This window comes from Paucibacter soli, from assembly GCF_037482845.1.
Lineage (GTDB): Bacteria > Pseudomonadota > Gammaproteobacteria > Burkholderiales > Burkholderiaceae_C > Paucibacter_B > Paucibacter_B soli.
Window position 1 is genome coordinate 281,831 of sequence record NZ_JBBHJW010000002.1, and the last position, 19,932, is coordinate 301,762.

At 69.6% G+C, this 19,932-nt stretch carries 12 protein-coding genes; 4 read left to right on the forward strand and 8 right to left on the reverse strand.

Going from position 1 to position 19,932, the window contains the following annotated elements:
* Positions 1–48: 48 nt before the first annotated feature.
* The 8 genes from WG898_RS06015 to WG898_RS06050 are packed head-to-tail and all read right to left on the reverse strand — an operon-like array spanning position 49 to position 13,199.
* Positions 49–1,056 carry an alpha/beta hydrolase gene (locus WG898_RS06015; protein ID WP_339601857.1) on the reverse strand — a complete coding sequence of 336 codons (1,008 nt, stop codon included), beginning with the start codon at positions 1,054–1,056 and terminating at the stop codon, positions 49–51.
* Positions 1,053–1,949, reverse strand: coding sequence for an alpha/beta hydrolase fold domain-containing protein (locus tag WG898_RS06020; protein ID WP_339601858.1), 897 nt, complete (start codon positions 1,947–1,949; stop codon positions 1,053–1,055). Before WG898_RS06020 ends, WG898_RS06015 begins: the two co-directional genes overlap by 4 nt.
* Entirely contained in the window at positions 1,946–3,259 is a 1,314-nt protein-coding gene (locus tag WG898_RS06025; protein WP_339601859.1) for an MFS transporter, read from the reverse strand. The genes WG898_RS06020 and WG898_RS06025 overlap by 4 nt, the downstream gene beginning before the upstream one ends.
* Before the next feature lie 11 nt (positions 3,260–3,270).
* Positions 3,271–4,638 (reverse strand): FAD-binding oxidoreductase, encoded by a 1,368-nt coding sequence (locus WG898_RS06030; RefSeq protein WP_339601860.1) that lies wholly within the window; start codon positions 4,636–4,638, stop codon positions 3,271–3,273.
* An 11-nt stretch (positions 4,639–4,649) separates the two neighbouring features.
* Complete coding sequence (locus WG898_RS06035; RefSeq protein WP_339601861.1) at positions 4,650–8,126, reverse strand: indolepyruvate ferredoxin oxidoreductase family protein; 3,477 nt, start codon at positions 8,124–8,126, stop codon at positions 4,650–4,652.
* Entirely contained in the window at positions 8,123–9,091 is a 969-nt protein-coding gene (gene glk, locus WG898_RS06040) for a glucokinase (RefSeq protein ID WP_339601862.1), read from the reverse strand. Before glk ends, WG898_RS06035 begins: the two co-directional genes overlap by 4 nt.
* Positions 9,088–11,262, reverse strand: coding sequence for a beta-glucosidase (locus WG898_RS06045; protein ID WP_339601863.1), 2,175 nt, complete (start codon positions 11,260–11,262; stop codon positions 9,088–9,090). Before WG898_RS06045 ends, glk begins: the two co-directional genes overlap by 4 nt.
* A gap of 11 nt (positions 11,263–11,273) precedes the next feature.
* Positions 11,274–13,199: a glycoside hydrolase family 5 protein gene (locus WG898_RS06050; RefSeq protein ID WP_339601864.1), complete on the reverse strand. Its 1,926-nt coding sequence runs from the start codon at positions 13,197–13,199 to the stop codon at positions 11,274–11,276.
* A 120-nt stretch (positions 13,200–13,319) separates the two neighbouring features.
* Here WG898_RS06050 and WG898_RS06055 point away from each other — a divergent pair, with 120 nt between their 5' ends.
* From WG898_RS06055 to WG898_RS06070, 4 genes are all read left to right on the forward strand, one after another.
* Positions 13,320–13,940, forward strand: coding sequence for a TetR/AcrR family transcriptional regulator (locus WG898_RS06055; protein ID WP_339601865.1), 621 nt, complete (start codon positions 13,320–13,322; stop codon positions 13,938–13,940).
* Positions 13,941–14,064: 124 nt separating this feature from the next.
* Positions 14,065–16,479 carry a TonB-dependent receptor gene (locus tag WG898_RS06060; protein WP_339601866.1) on the forward strand — a complete coding sequence of 805 codons (2,415 nt, stop codon included), beginning with the start codon at positions 14,065–14,067 and terminating at the stop codon, positions 16,477–16,479.
* Between the two features lie 66 nt (positions 16,480–16,545).
* Positions 16,546–17,799, forward strand: a complete 1,254-nt coding sequence (locus tag WG898_RS06065; protein WP_339601867.1) for a sugar MFS transporter — start codon at positions 16,546–16,548, stop codon at positions 17,797–17,799.
* Positions 17,800–17,885: 86 nt separating this feature from the next.
* On the forward strand, positions 17,886–19,913 hold the full coding sequence (locus WG898_RS06070; protein WP_339601868.1) for an ATP-binding protein: 2,028 nt from the start codon (positions 17,886–17,888) through the stop codon (positions 19,911–19,913).
* Positions 19,914–19,932: the final 19 nt, after the last annotated feature.

Below are 19,932 nucleotides of genomic sequence, written 5' to 3' on the forward strand. Positions count from 1 at the left end.
ACGAGCTTGCCGTCGCGGCGTGCGAAGGCGTTTCGCATGGTAGCGCGTCTACACCCCATGCGCGGGCAGGCCGAGGCGGGCGAGGAACTGAAGCATTTGCTCCAGCGCCTGCCGCGCCGGCGGGTCCTGCAGCTTGAACTGGTAGACATGCTCGCTGCGGGGTTGCTCGGTGCCGGGAAAGAACAGTGTCTGGACGTGCAAGCCCTGGGCCGCCGCTTCGGCGGCCAGGCGGCGCGACTGGACCTCCAGCGGATCGGCGCTGCCGGCCGTGATGAACAAGGGGGGCAGGGCCGGATTCAGCTGTGCGCTCACCGACAGCCGGGCCAGCAGCTCGGGGCTGGCGCGGAAGTCCTTGCGACCGAGGTAGGACCAGAACATGGTGCGCAGTGGCAGGCGATAGGGCCCGTCCAAGTTCATTTGCGCCGGATCGAAGGCGCCGCAGAACAGCAGCAGGGCCTGCAGCCTTGCCCGGGGCAGCCGCGGCCGCAGGCCCAGTTCGGCCGCATAGGCAGGGCGCGTCATCAGATTGGCGTACTGCGCGACGATTTGCGCGCCGGCCGAGTCGCCGGCCAGCACGATGCGGTCGGCGTCGATCTGCAGAGCCTGGGCATGCTGCTGCAGATAGGCCAGCGCGCTGTCGAGCTGGCGCAAGGGGGTCGGGAATTGCCGCGCTGGCGCCAGCGAATAGTCGACGCCCACCACCGCATAGCCGCGCGCCGCCAGGATGCGCAGGTAGTTGGCGATCAGTCCCTTGCCGCCGGAAATCCAGCCCCCGCCATGCACCCAGACGATCACCGGCAGGGCGGGCGCAGCGTGTGGCCGGTACAGGTCCAGCCAGGCATCGGCATCCTGTGCGTCGTAGGCGAGGTCCAGGCGCTCTTCGAGGTCGCGCGGGGCCATGGGGGCCAGCGCCCGGTCGGTGGCGCGGCCGGGCATCTCGAACAGCTGGCGCAACAGCCAGGCCGAGGGCCAGGGGCTCAGCTCGAAGGCGGCCCAACTGGCCAGCACGAGCAGGGCGAGGCCCAGCAGGGCGCGTTTGAGTAACTTGATCATCATGTCTCGGCTCGCAGCAGTTGCGCCAGCCGCTGGCGCACCGGGGCGGCCTCGCGCAGCGGCAGCAGGGGCCAGACATGCGGCATGCGCGGCGCCTCGTGGTACTCGATTGCCACGCCCTCGGCGGCGGCGCGATCGCGCAGCGCCCTTGCCTCGCCGAGGAGCAGGTCGCGCTGGCCTATGTACAGGCTCAGTCGGCCTATGCCTTGCAGCCGGCCATGCAGGGGGCTGAGCCTGGGCGCGGCCGGGTCGCTGCCGCCAGCCCACCAGCGTGCCGCCTCGGCCATGCCGGGCAGCGCCAGCCAGGGGTCGGTCATCGTGCCGGCGGTGCGGCGTGCCGATGCCAGGCTGAGGTCCAGCCAGGGTGAGAGCATGACCAGCTCGCGCGGTGCCGGAACACCGGCTTCGGCCAGCCCCTGCACCAGGGCCAGGGCCAGACCTGCCCCCGCCGAATCGCCCATCAGCACCAGGGGGCCGGGGGCTGCGGCCAGCTCGCGGTACAGCGCTTCCAACATCGCAAAGGCGGCGCCATGCGCATGTTCGGGCGCCAGCGGGTAGAGCGGCACGCTGGCGGTGCAGCCGCTTGCCCGCACCAACTCGGCCACCAGCTGCCAATGCTGGGGCACGATCTGGCTGACGAAGGCACCGCCATGCAGATAGAGCAGGCGCGTGGCGCTGGGCGCCTGGCCGGCCCGCGGCGCCAGCGTGTAGCAGGGGCGCCCGGCCACCAAGCGCTCGCTCAGCGCGACATGCCGGCGCAGCGAGGCAGGCGGCGCCACGTCGCGGCGGCGGCGGTCCTGGGCATGCGCCCGTCTGAGGCCCTCGACGCTTTCGTAACGCCGCCGCCGGCCGCTCAGGCGCAGCAGCAGCAAGAGCAGGGGCAGCGGCAGGTTCATGCGCGCCTCGCGGGGCGTGTGAAGGCCAGCATCAGCAGGGCGGCCAGCAGCAGCAGGCCGGCGCAGAGCAGCAGGCCGGCGTCCAGCGAACCGGTGCGCGCCTTCAGCAGGCCGATCAGCGCCGGCGCGGCGACCCCGGCCAGGTTGGCGATGCTGGTGATCACGGCGATGGCGGCCGGCGCGGCCTGCTTGGAAAGCTGGGCCGTGGCCACCGCCCAGAAGATCGGCATCGCGCTGACGATGCCCGAGCCGCCCAGCGCGAGCGCCGCCAGCGACAGGCCCAGGCTGGGCGCGGTCAGCGTGGTTGCGGCGAGGCCGATAGCGCCCAGGGTCGCCGCCAGCGCATAGTGCCAGCGGCGTTCACCGCTGCGGTCCGAGTGGCGGCCCCAGGCAATCATGACGATGGTGCCCAGGACATTCGGCACAACCGAATACAGGCCCACCAGGCGCAGATCGCTCACGCCCAGGCTCTGCACCAGGGTAGGCGTCCAGAAGGCCAGCACATAGGCGCCGCAGACGCCGCAGAAGGAAATCAGGCTCAGCAGATAGATCTTGGGATCGCTGAAGACCTGGCGCAGGCTGGCGCCGGCGTCGGGATCGCCCGGATCGGCGGCCAGATCGGCCTGCAGGGCCGCGCGCTCGGCCTCGCTCAGCCAGGCCGCGTCTTCGGGCCGGTTGGGCAGGCGCAGATAGACCACCAGGCCGAGCAGCATGGCGGGCAGGCCCTCCAGCAGAAACATCCATTGCCAGCCCTGCAGACCCTGCACGCCGTTCATGCTGTGCAGAATCCAGCCCGAGACCGGCCCGGTGATGAAGGCCGCCACCACGGTGGCCACCATGAACAGGGCCACCACGGCGGCGCGGCGGCGCTGCGGGTACCAGGTGCTGAGATAAAGCATGACGCCCGGGAAGAAGCCCGCCTCGAAGACACCGAGCAGAAAGCGCGCCAGATAGAACTGCTCGGGCGTGCGCACCAGCAGGGTGGCCGCCGACGCCGCGCCCCACAGCAGCATGATGCGCAGCAGGGTCAGGCGTGCGCCGATGCGCTTGAGCAGCAAATTGCTGGGCAGCTCGAACAGGAAGTAGCCGACGAAGAACATGCCTGCGCCCAGGCCGTAGACCGCGTCGCCAAAGCCCAGCGCGTCCTTCATCTGCAGCTGCGCGTAGCCGATGTTGGAGCGGTCGATGAAGTTGATCACATAGCAGATGAAGAGCAGCGGGATCAGCCGGCGCGTGATCTTGCGGTACAGCGGCTCGAGCGGGTCGGCCGCATGGGCCGTTGCGGCCGGGGCGAGGGTCTTGGTGTGCATGGGGTATCGCTTCAGAGAATCTTGCCGGGGTTGAGCAGGCCTTGCGGATCGAGGGCGGTCTTGAGCGTGCGCATCAGGCGCAGTTCGGCGTCGTTGCGGCAATGGGCCAGCCAGGGCTTCTTCTCCAGGCCTATGCCATGCTCGGCCGAGACCGAGCCACGCAGCGCCGCCAGCGGCGCGTAGACCAGGGCGTCCACCTGGGGGCGCGCGGCCGTGTAGGCCTGCGGCTGCAACTGCACCACCAGGTGCAGATTGCCGTCGCCCAGATGGCCGAAGATCCACAGCCGGTGCGCGTCGCCCAGCAGCCGGGACAGGGCCGCGGCGAGCTCGCGCGTATAGGCCTCCATCGCGCCGATAGGCAGCGAGATGTCGTAGACCAGCGGCATGCCGTCGCGCGCCACCTGTTCGACATCCTCGCGCAGCGCCCAGAAGGCCAGCGCATCCGCCTCGCTCTGGGCCAGTGCCGCGTCGGCCACCAGGCCGGCCTCCATGGCCAGGGCCAGCACGGCCTGGAAGCGCTCCGGCGCCACGCCGCGCGCCTCGACCAGGGCATAGAAGGGGTATTGCTGCGAGATGGGCGGCTGGCCGCGCGCCGGCGCGGTGCTGACGAGGCGGTAGTAGTCCTGCCACATCACCTCGAAGGCCGTGAGCTCGCCGCCCAGTTCGCGCTCCAGATGCTTGAGCAGCAGGGGCAGGTCGCCGAAGCGCGCCAGGCCGGCCAGCGCCAGCTGGCTGCTGCCGGGCTGCTCGCGCAGACGCAGCACCAGTCGCGTGATCACGCCCAGCGTGCCCTCGGAGCCGATGAAGAGTTGCTTGAGGTCATAGCCGCTGTTGTTCTTGATCAGCTCGTTCATGGAGCTGAGCACCGTGCCGTCGGCCAGCACCACCTCCAGGCCCAGCACCATGTCGCGCATCATGCCGTAGCGCAGCACCCGGTTGCCGCCCGCATTGGTGGCCGCATTGCCGCCCAGGGTGGCGGTGCCGCGCGCGCCCAGGTCCAGCGCAAAGGCCAGGCCCTGGGCCTCCACGGCCTCCTGCAGCGCCTGCAGGGTCACGCCGGCCTCGGCCACGGCCACGCGCTGCAGCACGTCAATGCGCTCGATGCGGCGCATGCGCTCCAGCGACAGGATCAGCTCCTGCGGCGCCGCGTCGGCGCCATGCACCAGGCCGGTCAGTCCGCCCTGCGGCACCACCCTGATCTGGCGCGCGCTGCAAAAACGCAGCAGCTTGGAGACCTCCTCGGTGCTGGCCGGCCGCGCCAGCGCCAGGGCCTGCAGATTGTCGCGGCGGAAGGCGCCGGCCGTGCGTGTGGCCAAGGCCTCGGCATCCAGCACGCCGGCCTCGCCGAGCAGGGCGCGCAGTTCGTCGATCAATGTCATCGCTTCGTTCCTCAAGCCAGCAGCCTGGCGCGTTCGGCGGCCACGGCCTCGGCGTGGCGTGCGCGCACATGGCCGTAGCCGCGTATCTTTTCGGGCAGGGCCGCGATCTGGAGGGCGTGCTCATGCGTCTGGGCGCTCAGGCCGGCCAGCAAGGCCTCGACGTCGGCCTCGTACTGGGCCAGCAGCTGGCGGGCCAGCTGGCGCTCGGCGTTGCCACGGAAGGGGTCCAGCCAGGTGCCGCGCAGGCCCTTGCAGCGCGCCAGCAGCCGGAAGGCCGGCATCAGCCAGGCACCGACCTCCTTCTTGACCGGCTTGCCGCTCGCGTCGGTGCCGCCAAAGGGCCAGGCGCCGACGTGAAAGCGCAGCCGGTAGTCGCCCTCGAACTGGGCGTCGAGCGCCTGGCGGAACTGCGGCGAGGCGTACAGGCGCGCCACCTCGAACTCGTCCTTGTGCGCCAGCAGCTTGAAGTAGTAACGCGCCACCGTGGCGGCCAGGCGTTCGCCCAGGCCCAGGCCCTGCTCGGCAGTGGCGACACGTTCGACCAGGCTGCGGTAGCGCCGCGCATAGGCCGCGTCCTGGTACTCGGTCAGCGCCGCCACCGAACGCTCCAGCACCGCGGCATAGGACATGTCCGGGCGCGGCACAAAGCGCACGATGCTGCCGCTGCCAGCCGCGGCGGCCTCCTCCACCGCTGCCAGATCCTGCGCGGCGCGCCGGCCCCACAGGAACGCGGCCTTGTTGAAGTCGATCTGCACCTTGTTGAGCTCGATGGCGCGCATCAGCGCCGCATGCGAGACCGGCACGCGGCCGCGCTGCCAGGCCGCACCCAGCATGAACATATTGGCCGCAATGGCATCGCCCATCAGCGCCTTGGCGATGCGCAGGCCATCCACGGCGAACAGCTGCTCGTCGGCGCCGCAGCGCGCACGGATGCGGCCGAGCAGGGCGCCGGCATCCATCTGCCAGTCGGGGTTGCGCGAGAACTCGCTGGTGGGCACCAGGTCGGTGGCCACAAAGACATGGCTGCGGCCGGCGCGCACGCGCGCCAGCGCCTCGTCGCCGGCGCTCACCACCAGGTCGCAGCCGATCAGGGTGTCGGCCTCGCCGGCCGCGATGCGGCTGGCGTGCAACTGCGTCGCGTCGGGGGCCAGGCGCACATGCGACATCACGGCGCCGTACTTCTGCGCCAGGCCGGTCACGTCCAGCACCGAGCAGGCCAGGCCGTCCAGATGGGCGGCCATGCCCAGCACCTGGCCTATGGTCACCACGCCGGTGCCGCCCACGCCGGTGATCAGCACCGAGAAGTCGCGGCTCAGGGCCGGCAGCGTCGGCTCGGCCAGGGCCGGGAACGCCTGCCCCGCCGCGCTGCCCGAGGCCGTCTTGGCCTTGCGCAGCTGGCCGCCATGCACGCTCACGAAGCTGGGACAGAAGCCGTCCAGGCAGGAGAAGTCCTTGTTGCAGCTGCTCTGGTTGATCTGGCGCTTGCGGCCGAAGGGGGTCTCCAGCGGCTCGACCGAGAGGCAGTTCGAGGCCTTGCTGCAATCGCCGCAGCCCTCGCACACGGCCGCGTTGATGAAGCTGCGCTTGGCCGGATCGACCCACTTGCCGCGCTTGCGCAGGCGGCGGCGCTCGGTCGCGCATGCCTGGTCGTAGACGATCACCGTGAGGCCCGGCACGCGGCGCATGCGCTCCATCTGCGCCTCAAGCTCGCGGCGGTCGAGCACCGGCACACCCATATCGGACTGCGCATGCCTGGCGACGTCGTCGCTCAGCACGACGATGTCGCGCACGCCCTCGGCGCGCAGCTCGGTGACGATCTGCTTGACGCTCAGTTCGCCGTCGATGGGCTGGCCGCCGGTCATGGAGACAAAGCCGTTGACCAGGATCTTGTAGGTCATGGTGGCCTTGGCGGCCAGGGCCTGGCGGATCGCCAGAAAGCCCGAGTGGAAGTAGGTGCCGTCGCCCATGTTCACGAACACATGCTGCTCGTGGGTGAAGCAATGCTGGCCCAGCCAGTGCATGCCCTCGGCGCCCATCTGGGTGAACATGGGCGGCGTCTTCAGCGGGTCGTTTAGCGCCGCCATGCCGTGGCAGCCTATGCCTATCATGGCCCGCGAACCGTCGGGCACCTTGGTGGAACGGTTGTGCGGGCAGCCCGAGCAGAAGCCCGGGTTGCGCGTCGGCGCGGCGGGATTGGGCAGGCCCGGCGGCAGCTTGCTGGCCGCCTGCTCGGGCAGGGTCAGCGGGCAGGCCGGGTCTAGGCGGCGCAGCGCATCCACCAGCACCCGGGCGATCAGCGGGGGCGAGAGTTCGCCCCAGCCCTGCAGCACGCTGGCGCCTCGCTCGGGCGCGTACTGGTTGGCGCCGTCGTATTTGCCGATGATGCGCGGCTTGTCAGCCTGGGGCAGGTCGTAGAGGATGGCCTTGAGTTGTTCCTCGATCAGCGGGCGTTTTTCCTCCACCACCAGAATGGCCTCCAGGCCGGCAGCGAACTCGGCGATGAACTGCGTCTCGAGCGGCCACACCAGGCCCAGCTTGCCCACTCGCAGGCCCAGCGCCTCGGCACGCGCCGCATCCACGCCCAGCTCGGCCAGCGCCTGCATCACGTCCTGGTAGGACTTGCCCGCCGACAACACGCCCAGGCGTGCCCGCGGCGCATCCAGCATCACGCGGTTGAGCTGGTTGGCGCGCACATAGTCCAGCACGGCCGGCAGCTTGTGGTGGTACAGGCGCTCCTCGCCCATCAGCGGCAGATCCAGCACGCGGGCATTGAAACCCTGCGGGCCGAGGTGGGCCGCGGGCTTTACATCGGGCAGCACGATGGCGGGGGAGTCGGGCGCCACATAGACCGAACCGCCCCCCTCCACCACATCGTTATGCACCTTCATGCCGACCCAGCAGCCCGAGAAGCGGCTCATCGCCAGGCCATGCAGGCCGAAGTCCAGCAGCTCCTGGGTGTTGGAGGGGTAGAGCACCGGCATGCCGGCGGCGATGAAGATCGGGTCCGAGAAGTTGTAGATGGTCGAGCTCTTGCAGCCGTGGTCGTCACCGGCCAGGGCCAGGGCGCCGCCGAACTTGCCGGTGCCGGCCACGCCGACATGGCGGAAGGCGTCGCCGCTGCGGTCGGTGCCCGGGCCCTTGCCGTACCAGATGCCGAACACGCCATCGACCTTGGCGCCGGGCAGCACGCCCAGGTATTGCGAGCCCCAGATGGCCGTGACCGCCAGGTCTTCGTTGACGGCGGGCTGGAACTTGATGTTGGCGGCCTGCAGCAGCTTGGCCTGCGACCACAGCTCCATGTCGTAGCGGCCCAGCGGCGAGCCGCGGTAGCCGGAGATATAGCCGCCGGTGTTGAGGCCGGCGGCGCTGTCGCGCTGGCGCTGTTGCAGCGGCAGGCGGGTGAGCGCCTGGGTGCCGGTCAGGTAGATCCAACCCTCCTGCACCAGGTATTTGTCGTCGAGGCTGACTTGTTCTCGGGGGGCGTTCATGGCTGGTCCAGCGCGTTGATGGCGCCGCGCAAGGCGGCATGGGGGGCGACGATGCGCCAGCAGGGCAGGCCCGCCAGATGCTCGCGAAAGCGCCCCTTGGCTTCGAAACGGGCGCGGAAGCGGGCGTGGTCCAGCAGCGGGCCGAAGTGATCCAGCACCCCGCCGCCCAGGTACACGCCGCCGCTGGCGCCGAAGGTCAGCGCCAGGCTGCCGGCAAAACCGCCCAGCAGATCGACGAAGACCTGGCAGGCCTGCAGCGCGCGGGCATCGCTGCCGGCGCGCGCGCGCGCCACGATCTCGGCCGGGCTGAGCTCGCAGGGGCGCCCGCCTTCCTGCTCGGCCAGCGCCGCATACAGATTGGCAAGACCTGGCCCCGACAGCGCGCGCTCGGCCGAGGCATGGCCGAAGCGCTTGCGCAGCAGCTCCAGCAGCTCGGCCTCGCGCGCATTGCCGGCCGCCAGGCTGGCGTGGCCGCCCTCGCTGGCCAGCACGCGCAGGCCCCCGCTGCCCTCGTGCAGCAGCGCGGCCACCCCCAGCCCGGTGCCGGGGCCCAGGCAGAGCTGGGTGGCGCCGGCCAGCGCCGTGCCGGCGCCCAGGGGCTCCAGCTCGGCGCTGCCGAGCGTCGGCAAGGAGAGGGCCAGCGCCGCGAAGTCATTCAGCACCAGCAGGCGCCGCAGGCCGAGTTGGGCGCGCAGCGCCTCGATGGAGAAGCGCCAGTGGTTGTTGACGAAACGCAGCTGATCGCCCTGCACCGGGGTGGCCACGCCCAGCGCCAGCTCGCGCGGCATCGCCAGGCCATGCTGCGCCAGGAAATGGAGCAGGGCCTCGGCCAGGCCGGCAAAGCTGGCACAGTCGAAACGGCTCACAAAGCGCAGCGCCTCGCCGGGCGCGGCCTGGTAGGCAAAGCGCGCGTGGGTGCCGCCGATATCGCCCACCAGGCGCGCTTGTATGGCAGCTGCGCTCATGGCTTGATGGTCCGCTCGGCCACGGCGAGCTCGGCCGGGGCGCCCAGGGTGTTGGCCGAGCTGCCTAATGCGAAGCGGTAGCTGCCGGCGCGCAGGCGCCAGCCTCGCTCGCTCCAGTCGGCCAGCAGGCGCGGGTCCAGCTCCAGGCTCAGCTCGCGTTGCTCGCCCGGCTGCAGTTCCACGCGCTGGAAGGCGGCCAGCCGCAAGCGCCTGGCACCGGCGGCCTCGACGAGGTAGAGCTGGGGCACGTCCGCGCCGGCCCTGGGGCCGAGGTTGCGCACGCTGAAGCGGGCCAGCAGGCGCTGGCCCTCGCGCTGCAGGCGCAGCCCGGCATGCTCGAAGCGGGTGTAGGACAGGCCATGGCCGAAGGCGAACAGCGGGGTCTGGCCGCGCGCCGCCAGGCCGCGGTAACCGACGTCCGAGCCCTCGTGGTAGTCGATGGCCAGGGCCGTGCCATCGGGCTCGCCCAGACCCGGCGGCAGGGGCCGCGCCGCCTGGCTCTCATCGGCCGGAAAGCTGATGGGCAGGCGCCCCGAGGGGTTGACGCGGCCGCTCAGCACATCGGCGATGACCGGCCCGCCCTCCTGGCCCGGATACCAGGCCTGCAGCACCGCCTTGACCTGGCCCAGCCAGGGCATCTTGACCGGGTTGCCGGTTTCCAGCACGACCACGGTGTTGGGGTTGGCGCGCGCAATGCCGGCAATCAGCGCGTCCTGCCCCTGCGGCAGGCTCAGGCTGGTGGCGTCCATGCCCTCGGTCTGCCATTGGGTGGCGAACACGATCACCAGATCGGCGCGCGCGGCCAGCGCCGCCGCGGCCTCGGGAAAGTAGCCGCTGTCGTAGCTGAAGCGCGACTGCGGCAGGGCCGCGGCCAGGGCCTTCAGCGGCGACGAGGCGAAGTAGGTCTGCCGGCTGCGCGCGGCGAAACCGCTGGGCGCGCTGACCGGAATCGTCGCCGCCACGCCGTTGACCGGCGTGACCTGGCTGGAACCGAAACCCGACAGCACGCCGATATGCGCCTGCCCGCCCACCAGCAGCACGCGGCGCGGCAGATCGGCCAGCGGCAGGGTGCCGCCCTCGTTCTTCAGCAGCACCATGCCCTGGGTGGCGGCTTCGCGGGCGAGCTTGGCATGTGCCGGGTAGTCGATCTCGGCCTCGGCCAGCGGCGCGTCGGCACCCACCGCGTACATGGAGCGCAGGATGCGCCGCACCGCATCCGACAGGCGGGCACGGCTGACGCGGCCGGCCGCCAGCTCGGCCTTGAGCGGCGCGTCGAACCAGATCTGCTTGTCGAGTACGGCGCCGCTTTGCTGGTCCAGGCCGGCGTTGAAGTCCTCCACGCCATGCACGGCGCCCCAGTCCGACATCACCCAGCCCGGGTAGCCCCAGTCCTTTTTGAGCACCTGGGTGAGCAGGTGTTCGCTGCCGCAGGCATAGGGCCCGTTGACGCGGTTGTAGGCGCACATCACGGAGCCGGGTTGGCCGCGCTCGATGGCGAGCTGGAAGGCCAGCAGATCGGATTCGCGGTGCGCGGCCTCGGTAATGCGCGCATCCGACCAGTCGCGCAGCGTTTCCTGCGCGTTGAGCGAAAAATGCTTGAGCGTGGCGATCACGCGCTGGCTCTGCGTGCCGCGTATCGATGCGCCAGCCAGGGTGCCGGCCAGCAAGGGGTCTTCGCCCAGGTATTCGAAATTGCGCCCGCCGTAGTAGTCGCGGCTCAGATTCGCACCGCCGCCCAGCAGCACATTGAAGCCCTTGGAGCGAGCCTCCACGCCCAGCATCACGCCCATCGCATGTGCGAGCTCGGGATTGAAGCTGGAGGCCATGGCCAGGCCCGAGGGCAGGGCGGTGGCCACATCGCCCTTGCGCAGGCCGAAGGGGTTGATGATGCCCAGGCTGGCGTCGGTTTCCGCCAGATCGGGAATGCCCAGGCGCGCTATGCCCGGCACGCGGCCCGAGGAAACCTTCCAGCCGGGACGCAGCGGCGGCAGCTCGGGGATGGGCAGCGGGATGTGCCCGACCAGCAGCTGCAGACGCTCGGCGTCGCTCATCTGCGCCTCGGTGGCGGCCGCGCGCGCGTCCGGGCTGGGTTCGCGCTGCGCCATCGCGAGGCTGCTGGCGCCCAGGGCCAGCATGATCAGCGTCAGGCGGGGGGACTTGGTGTGACTCATGACGTTGACCTTCAAGGCTTGCGTTGGCAAATGATGCGCACGGTTGCGGCGCCCAGGGCCCAGACCTGCAGGCTGTGGCCCTGGCCGGGTTCGGCGGCGCGCGCCGGCCCCTCGATGCTGAGCTCATAACCCCTGGGGAATTGCATGGCCGGCAGCATCAGCAGGGTGGGGGCGTCGATCGAAGGGTCGGCGCTGTAGCTGATCTCGAAGCGGCCGCTGGTGCGCTCGAAGCGCTGCGTCAGCAGACGACCCTGGGTGGCGGCGGCATAGGGCCGGGCAAAGCCCAGCACGGCGCGTCCGCCGGACAGCGGGTCGCCGGCCACGGCCTGGTCGCGCGAATAGATGGAGAGGTCTTCCTGGTTCCATTGATCGCCGATGCGCAGCTCGTTGCGGTTGCCGGCCGAGTAGTTCCATTGCGTGGCGCTGAGCAGCAGCTCGTCCAGGGCCTCGTACATCAGCTCCAGCGCCTGCACATGCGGGGCAAAGGCGCTGTCGTGCGCGCCCGCCGCCCATTGGCGATAGGCCAGGCCTTCGTCGAGGTCGTAGGGGATGCCGAATTCGCCTATCAGCGTCGGCAGACCCTGTTCGCCGGCCTGGGCCGATGCCGCCTGGATGGCGGCCAGTTGGCGGCGGTGGCGCGCGCGCAGGGCCGCCGGGCTGTCGGCATGCTCGCCGCTGAGCAGATCGACCGAGTCATGCGGATCGAAGCGCTTGCTCACCAGCATGCTCACGTCATACCAATGGCTGGCATTCACCGCCTGCGCCGGCAGGCGTGCCGGCAGGGGATGGTTGGTCAAGGCGCTGAGCGCATCGATCTGCAGCAGCACCAGCCAATCGGCGCGGCACTGCCGCAGCTGCGCGCTGGCCTTGGCGTAGAAGGGCGCGAACACCTCGTCGTTGATCGAGAGGCGTTGGAAGGCCTGCTCGTCCATTGCCTCGGCACGGCCCTCGTGCAGGCGGTAGACGCCGGCCGCTTCGAAGGGGCAGCGGGCGCCGCTGCGCCAGATCGAGCGCCCGGCCTTGTTGAGGCGCCGCAGCTGGCGCTCGCCGTCCGGCCCGGCTCCCTCCATGGGCACGTCCACGGGCAGGCCGCTGGCCATGGCCAGGGCATCGAGCGGGCTCAAACGCGGCGCATGCATGGCGCCGGCGCGGCTGCGCTTGGACAGCGGCTGGCCCAGCCAGCCCAGGCCGGGTTCATTCAGCAGGTCGAAGCCGATGACCTGGGGCAGATCGGCGAGCACGCCGGCCAGCGCCGTGGCGGCGGCGAGAAAATGGCCCTGCAAGTAGTTCTGCACGTTCTGGCCGTCGATGCGGAAGTCCGGTGTGATGCTGCGACCGGCCCAGAACAGCGTCCACATCAGGCCGTTGGCCGGCAGCCGATAGTTGAGGTGCCAGCTCATCTGCGGGTAGCCGGGCTGGCGGTCGCTCGTCTGGCTGTAGTCGAAACGCTGCTGCATCACCCAGGCGGCGTCGGCCGCGTCGAAGCAGCGGAAGTCCAGGCCCACGGCCTCGAACACCCAGCCGGGCGCGCCGCTGCCGCCACTCATGCGCGACCAGGCGTCCTGGTGCATGTCGGCGATGACGTAGAAGCCATGCTGGCCGGCGAGCTGGCACAGCGCGCGGATATAGCTGAGGTAGGCCTGGTCATGCGCGCCGGGCCCTGCATGGTTGATGGCCTCCCAGGTCACGATCAGGCGCAGGCAGTTGAAGCCCCAGGCGCGCAGGCGCGTGAAATGCGCGGCCGCCTCGCTCAAGGGGAAGGGCCGGCCCACAAAACTCACCGTGCGGTGATCGGCAAAGTCGCTGGGATACTGGGTGCCGCCATCGGGTGCGGGCACCTTGCTGTCGCCGCCAAGGCAGACGCCGCGCAGCATGATCTGGCGGCCGTGCTCGTCGAGGAACTGGTCTGCGCGCACGCGCAATCTGGAAACTGTCATGCCTGGTTTCTTGTAACTTACTTTGCGACATATTAGTATGTTGCTGTTGTTGTGTCGAGCCAGCCTGGGGTTTCTGCTGAGCCGCGGCCGATGGCGACCCTGTCCACCAAAATGCATGCCATGAGCACCAAGACCACCGCAGGCCACAAGAAGATCCGCACCACCAATGCCGAGATGACCGCCCAGACCCAGGCGCGCATCCTGCAGACCACCAAGCTCTGTCTGGCTGAGCTTGGCTATGCGGGCACCACGCTGACCGGCGTGGCCAAGCGCCTGGGCCTGACCCAGCCAGCCTTGTCCTACCACTTCGCCAACAAGTTCCAGCTGATGGCGGCCGTGGCCAACAGCATTTACGACGAGATGGCGGCCGATTTCCGGGTCGTGGCGCCGGCCTCGCTGACCGCGGCGGAGCGCATCCTGGCGGTGTTCGAGGCGGCGTTTCACCAGAGCGGCTCGGTGAATCAGATGGCGCTGGTCGAGCTGCTGCTGGCGGCGCACCGGGACCCGCAGTGCCGCGAGGCGGTGGCACCGGTGATCGCGCGGCGTGACCTTGAGTTTCAGGCCAGCTGGCAGGCCATCGTCGAGCAACTGTCGGTCAGTGCGGAGCGGCTGGAACTGTTGCGGGATTTCGGCGTCTCGCTGTACCGCGGCATGACGGTGTGCCGCTCCATGGTGGGCGATGCGCCCAGCTTTGCCGCGCAGCATGCCATCGTCAGGCGACTGGTGCTGGATGCGCTATAGGGCCTGATCCTGGCCCTGTCGCCGAGGCGACCACGCTTCGGGGTAAGTTCTAACTTGCTTGATTTACTTATGAGTAGCAAAGTAAGAGCATCGGTCGAACTGCAACCCAAGACGGAGACAAGCCATGCATCATTCCCCTCATTGGCCGCGCCACGCCATCGGCGCCGCCTGTGCCAGCCTGCTGCTTTGCGGCCCGCTGGCGGTCACCGGCGCACAGGCCCAGGCGGCCGAGCCCAAGAGCGCGGACGCCGCCGAGACGCAGAAGCTGGAGCTGGTGGTGGTGAGCTCGCAAAAGCGCCTGGAGCAACTCAAGGACGTGCCGCAGGCGGTGAGCGCCTATGGCGCCAACGAGCTGAAGAGCCAGGGTATTGCTGCGGCCACCGAGCTGCGCCAGATCTCCCCCAGCCTGCAGTTCGTGTCGGGCGCCGACTCGTCGAACCAGGGCTTCCAGATGCGTGGTGTGGGCACCTCGGTGTTTGCCAACACCATCGAGCAGAGCGTCGGCATGGTGGTGGATGGCGTGCCGCTGGCGCGCTCGGGCCAGGGCTCCGGCGGTCTGATCGACGTCGAGCGCATCGAGGTGATGCGCGGGCCCCAGGGCCTGCTGTTCGGCAAGAACGCCTCGGCCGGCCTGATCTCGGTGGTGGGCAAGCGCCCGCGCCTGGGCGAGGTCTCGGCCGAGATGTCGCTGTCCTATGGTGAAAAATTCGGCGAGCTGAAGACGCAGCTGGTCGCCAACACCCCGATGGGCGAGACCGGCGCGCTGCGCCTGGCCTATGCGTCCAACACCGCGGACGGCTTCATCACCCATGCCCCCAGCGGCAAGGCCCTCAACAACCAGGACGAGCAGATGCTGCGCGCCAAGGCGCTCTTCAATCTGAGCAATGGGCTGGATGTCTATGTGATCGCCGACTGGTCACGCAGCGCCGCCGACTGCTGTGCGCCGACGCTGCGCGAGGCGACCGGGCGTACCCAGCAAAGCCCACCGCTGTCCGGCTTCGCCCCCAGCCTGGCGGGGCAGCTGGGCCTGAACGGCATCGTGGCCGGGCCGCGCAATGCCGCCACCAATGCGGGCGGCAGCGATTTTAGCCAGGCGACCCGTGGCACCGGCCTGTCGGTGGAACTGGAGTACGACCTCGGCTGGGCCTCGCTGACCTCGATCTCTGCGCTGCGCACCTGGAAAACCAGCTCCAACAACGATGTGGACATGCTGCCGCTCAGCCTGGTGGACTACAACCGCGGCACCGGTGATCTCAAACAGCGCTCGCAGGAGCTGCGCCTGACCTCGCCCAGCGGCGGACGCTTCGAATGGGTGGGCGGCGTGTTCGCCTACGACCAGCGCAACCAGGGCAGCGACGACAAGACCCTGAATCTGCTGGCCCTCAATCCGCCCGCGATTCCGGTGGCGCCGGGCGTGACCCTGCCCATGTATCTCGCCTCCGTCTCAGGCGGTTGGGGCCAGGAGTCGCTGAGCAAGAATTCGGGCTCGGCCCTGTTTGGCCAGGCCGGCGTGCGCCTGGGCAAGCTCAAGCTCTCGGCCGGTGCGCGCTACACGCATGAGGCCGCCTCGATCGACTGGCAGGGGCGCCCCGCGCTGGTGAACGGCGCGCCCATGGCCAAGGTCAGACCCGGCTTCGGCACCGGCCAGACCTTGGGCCGGGTGAGCGACAACAACCTGTCCTGGCGCCTCACTGCCCAGGCCGATTTCAGCCGCGATGTGATGGGTTATGCCACCGCCGCGCGCGGCTACAAGGGGCCGGGTCTGAATTTCTCCGACCTCGGCTCCAAGCCGGTGGACCTGGTGCGCCCCGAGATCCCGACCACGCTGGAGGCGGGTCTGCGCGCCAGCCTGTTCGATGGCCAGGCGGCCATCAACGCCGCCGTCTTCAAGACGCACTTCGACAACTTCCAGACCCAGGCCTTTGTGCAGCAGGTGGATGCGGCGACGGGCGTCACCACCAGCAAGTTCGTGACCGCCAACGCGGACCGTCTCAACACCCAGGGGGTCGAGCTGGAGTTCAAGGCCCGTGTCGGCGCTGGCTGGATGCTGAATGCCGCGCTGGCCTATGTGGACGCGAGCTATGGCGACTACATCGCGCAATGCACCGGCGCCGAAACCGGCTGCGCCGCACCGGCCCCAGGCCTGACACCGGCCAAGAACGTCAGCGGCATGGCGCTGACCAATGCGCCCAAGCTCAGCTACAACCTGGGTGCGCGCTATGACACCAGGATCGGCGACCGCAAGGTGTTCGGCCAGCTGAACTACAACTGGCGCGACCGCGTGAGTTTCTCGGCGACGGGCGACCAGCGCCTGGTGCAGCCCGCCTATGGCTTGCTCAACGCCAGCGTTGGCATCGGCCCATCCGACGGGCGTTGGGAGGTCTCGGTGTTCGGCAAGAACCTGGGCAATCAGTGGTACGCCGAGACGCTCGTGCCTTACTACCTGGCCCCTGCCTCGGGCGTGCTGCAGTACCTGAGCCGCAACGCCTATCGCAGCTTCGGCATCAGCGCGACCTGGCGCCTCGGCGGCAAGGGCTGAGCCCGGCTGCTTGTTCGCGGCGGGCCCCGGGCCCGCCCATTGCCATTTCATCCGAGAACCTTTCGCATGCGTGCATCCCAAGCCTCGCCCGGCGCAGCGTCGCTGCAATCCGCAGTGACGGCCCTGTTCTTTCTTTGGGGCGGCATCACCAGCCTGAACGATGTGTTGCTGCCCAAGCTGAAAAGCGTGTTCGTCCTCAGCTATGCCGAGGCCATGCTGGTCCAGTTCGCCTTCTTTGCCGCCTATGCCCTGGTGTCGGTGCCGGCCGGGCGCTTGCTGGCCCGGCTCGGCTTCGGCCGCGGCATCGTGATCGGCCTGGTCGTGATGGCGCTGGGTTGTCTGCTGTTCCTGCCGGCCGCGGTCTATGCGGTCTATGCGGTGTTCCTGCTGGCGCTGTTCGTGCTGGCCGCCGGCATCACCATCTTGCAGGTGGCGGCCAACCCCCTGATCGCCGGCCTGGGCAGCGCCGCGAGCTCGCACAGCCGCCTGACGCTCGCGCAGGCCTTCAATTCCCTGGGCACGACCCTGCTGCCCCTGCTTGGCGCCCAGCTGCTGCTGGGCGGCGAGCATGACGCTGGCGGCGCCGCCGCCACGCAGCTGATCGGCCGCAGCTACCTGGGCATTGCCACGCTCCTGTTGCTGATGGCGGTCGGCTTCTGGTGGGTGCGCGGACGTTTGGCAAGCAGCCTGATGGCCGAGCCCATGCTGGGCGGTGCCTCCTGGCGCCTGCTGGCTCGGCCGCGCCTGGGCCTGGGCGTGCTGGCGATGTTCCTGTACGTGGGCGCCGAGGTGGCGATCGGCAGCCTGCTGGTCAACTTCCTGATGCAGCCGGATACCCTGGCCCTGGATGAGCGCCGCGCAGGTTCCGCCATCGCCCTGTACTGGGGTGGCGCCATGCTGGGGCGCTTTGCCGGTGCGGCCCTGCTGCGCCGCATTGCCCCCGGCGTGGCGCTGGCGGCCGTGGCCCTGGGTGCTGGCGCGTTGGCCTTGGTCGCCGCCTTCGCCAGCGGGCCGCCGGCTGCTTGGGCGCTGCTGAGCATTGGGCTGATGAATGCCATCATGTTCCCGACCATCTTCAGCCTGGCCGTCGAGGGCCTGGGGGCGCGCGTCGCGCAAGGCTCGGGCCTGCTGTGCATGGCGATTGTGGGCGGCGCCATCGTGCCGGTGGCGGTGGGGGCGTTGGCCGACGCGGCGGGGCTTGCGGCCAGCCTGCTCATCCCGGCGCTGTGCTATGGCGGCATTGCCGCCTATGGTCTGCTGGCCAGGCCGATGCCCGCGCCCCCTGGCCTTGCGGCGGATGCGGGTGCGGGCGCATCGTAGGTCGCCGGATCTGCCTCTCAGGCGGGGCCAAAGGCGCGGGCATCTGATGCGACACTTGCTGCCAGACCGCATCACGCCCATCTCGCATGCTTGTGTTCGTCAAACATCTGCTGGCCCCGGCGGTCGCCCTCATGCGCCGGCTGCGCTACCCCTACAAGTTTGCGCTTATCGGGGTGTTGGCGCTGAGCGAGATCCTGTTCCTGTTCTACCCGCTGGCGCGCAATCTGCAGCGCAGCCGGGAGCTGACCCGGCTTGAGCTCAATGGCGTGGCGCTTGACCGCGCCCTGCTCGCGTTGATTCAGCTAGCGCAGCAGCATCGCGGCTTGTCGGCCGGCATGCTGGGCGGTACGGCCAGCTTCAGCGGCCGGCGCGACGCCAAGCAGGAGGAGGTGGAGCGCGCCCTGGCTGAGGCAGACCTGGCGCTGGCTCGGTATGGCGCGGGCCTGCAGCTGGATGCGCAATGGCAGGAGGCAAGGGTTCGGTGGGAGCTGCTGCGCGGCGCCGCGGGCCTGAAGATGGGCGCGGCCGAGAACCGCCGGGCGCATACGGCCTTCATACAGCTGCTGCTCGACATGGTGGCCAAGCTGGGCGATACCAGCTCGCTGGTGCTGGATTCCGGGGCTGCCAGCTACCACCTGATAGACGCGGCCACCCTCAATATGCCGGGTACGCTGGAGCTGCTGGGCCAGCTGCGCGCCCATGGTGCCGCGGTGCTGGCCAGCAAGACCGTGGACGACAGCAGCCGGCTGAGCTTTGCGGGCGAGCTGGCGGTGCTGCGCAGCAAGCGCGAAGCGCTGGAAGTCAGCCTGGGCAAGGTGGCGCGCAGCAGCCCGCAACTGGCCGAGCCGCTGCTGCAGTTCTCCACCCAGTTCAATGCCGCCATCGACGCCCTCTTGAGCGTGGTCAACGAGGACATTGTCAAAGGCGACAGGGCCACGCCACCGGAGCGCTATGTCGAGATTGCCAGCAAGGCCATAGATCTGGGCTTCGAGCAGGCGCAGAACCTCCTGCTGCCGCGCCTGCAGGGCTTGCTGGAGCAGCGCGCCGAAGGCCTGGACGCCGAACTCAGGCAGGCGGCCCTGCTGACCGCCGCGTCCATGCTGGTGTTCGCCTACCTCGCCGCGGCGGCCTATCTGGTGGTGATGGCCTCGGTACAGACCCTGCGCACCGGGGCGGATCGCATGGCCACGGGCGACCTCACCACCCCCATCGAGCTGCAGGCCCGCGACGAGCTGCAACTGGTGGCGGCCAGCTTCAACCATATGGGCGAGCAACTGGCCGCGCGCACCCACCAGCTGCATCAACGCGACACGGCCCTGCTGGAGGTGCAGGCCAGCTATGAGCGCGCGCAGTCGCAGGCGGTGCTGGCCGCACTCGTGCCATCCATCGCGCATGACCTCGTCACCCCGATTGGCAACACCCGACTCGCGGCCAGCACCCTGACCGAGAAGGCGAATGCCTTTCAGGGCAAGTTGCAGGACGGCAGCCTGCGCAAATCGGAGCTGGAGGCGTTCTTGCGTCAGGTGCAAGAGGGTGTGGCCATCATCGAAAGCGCGGGCCAGCGCAGCGGCGAGTTGGCCACGCAGCTGAAACAGCTGTCCATCGACCAGGTCTCCGAGCGCCGGCGCGTGTTCGAGCTGGAGCAATTGCTGGACGAGGTGCTGACCCTGCTCAAGCCCACGCTTGCCAATGCGAGCTGGCGCATCGAGCGCCGCCTGCAGCAGGGCCTGCAATTTGACAGTTATCCTGGCCCCTTGGGTCAGGTCTTGCTCAATCTGATACAGAACGCTGCCACCCATGCCTTCGAGGGCAGAAGCAGCGGGCTGCTGCTGATCGAGGCGCAGGCCGACGCGGCGGGGACCATCCGCATCCTGTTGCGCGACGACGGCCGTGGCATGGCGCCAGAGGTGCTGGCACAGGTCTTCAAACCCTTTTTCACCACCAAGCCGGATCGGGGCGGCTCGGGGGTGGGCCTGGCCTATGCACGGCGCCTGGTCGAGTCGCCCCTGGGCGGCAGGCTGGATGTGGAGTCAGCGCTCGGCGTGGGCACGAGTTTTTGTATCGAGCTGCCTCGCGTGGCGCCGCTGCCGCGGCAGACCGGCAGCCTTGGCTGACCGACGCTTCACCCGCAAC

Bases quoted from the DNA above. Each gene is read 5' to 3' on its own strand.
- WG898_RS06055 (WP_339601865.1), top strand. From the start codon at position 13,320: ATGAGCACCAAGACCACCGCAGGCCACAAGAAGATCCGCACCACCAAT.
- WG898_RS06035 (WP_339601861.1), bottom strand. From the start codon at position 8,126: ATGAACGCCCCCCGAGAACAAGTCAGCCTCGACGACAAATACCTGGTG.
- WG898_RS06015 (WP_339601857.1), bottom strand. From the start codon at position 1,056: ATGATGATCAAGTTACTCAAACGCGCCCTGCTGGGCCTCGCCCTGCTC.
- WG898_RS06025 (WP_339601859.1), bottom strand. From the start codon at position 3,259: ATGCACACCAAGACCCTCGCCCCGGCCGCAACGGCCCATGCGGCCGAC.
- WG898_RS06050 (WP_339601864.1), bottom strand. From the start codon at position 13,199: ATGACAGTTTCCAGATTGCGCGTGCGCGCAGACCAGTTCCTCGACGAG.
- WG898_RS06045 (WP_339601863.1), bottom strand. From the start codon at position 11,262: ATGAGTCACACCAAGTCCCCCCGCCTGACGCTGATCATGCTGGCCCTG.
- WG898_RS06065 (WP_339601867.1), top strand. From the start codon at position 16,546: ATGCGTGCATCCCAAGCCTCGCCCGGCGCAGCGTCGCTGCAATCCGCA.
- WG898_RS06030 (WP_339601860.1), bottom strand. From the start codon at position 4,638: ATGACATTGATCGACGAACTGCGCGCCCTGCTCGGCGAGGCCGGCGTG.
- WG898_RS06070 (WP_339601868.1), top strand. From the start codon at position 17,886: ATGCTTGTGTTCGTCAAACATCTGCTGGCCCCGGCGGTCGCCCTCATG.
- WG898_RS06060 (WP_339601866.1), top strand. From the start codon at position 14,065: ATGCATCATTCCCCTCATTGGCCGCGCCACGCCATCGGCGCCGCCTGT.
- glk (WP_339601862.1), bottom strand. From the start codon at position 9,091: ATGAGCGCAGCTGCCATACAAGCGCGCCTGGTGGGCGATATCGGCGGC.
- WG898_RS06020 (WP_339601858.1), bottom strand. From the start codon at position 1,949: ATGAACCTGCCGCTGCCCCTGCTCTTGCTGCTGCTGCGCCTGAGCGGC.